This window comes from Arthrobacter sp. U41, from assembly GCF_007679325.1.
GTDB lineage: Bacteria > Actinomycetota > Actinomycetes > Actinomycetales > Micrococcaceae > Arthrobacter.
In genome coordinates this window covers 1-329 of record NZ_VEGI01000017.1, presented here as the reverse complement: position 1 = coordinate 329, position 329 = coordinate 1, and the positions used below count along the sequence as shown (strand labels likewise).

The 329-nt window shown below is 66.3% G+C and carries 1 protein-coding gene; it reads right to left on the bottom strand.

Annotated features, from left to right (window positions below; genetic code table 11):
• Positions 1 to 32: 32 nt before the first annotated feature.
• Positions 33 to 329: phage holin family protein (locus tag FS787_RS17870; RefSeq protein WP_144674641.1), on the bottom strand; the 297-nt coding region annotated here is incomplete at its 5' end.

The window sequence follows — 329 nt, the reverse complement described above, 5'->3', positions numbered from 1 at the left end:
GGGTTTTCACTCATCGTGTTTCCTCGCTGAACTTAAGTAGTGGGCTTGAGGGTGGGCGGGATTTCCTGAAGCGTCTCCGCGGTCTGGGGCATGCCTTTGATCGCGTTGAGTTCCTTGCGGCCCATGGCCGCCAGAACCGCGGCGACAACGCCCCAGATGACGGCGACGACGACGGCGGACCAGCCGAGCCCCATGAGAGTCCCGAGCGCCCACCAGAGCGCCAAGGACAGGAACAGGAGAACAAAGTGGCCCGCGACGCCGGCGCCCGCCAGCATCCCCGCGCCCTTGCCGGCACGGGTCGCGGACTGCTTGAGCTCCACCTTCGCCAG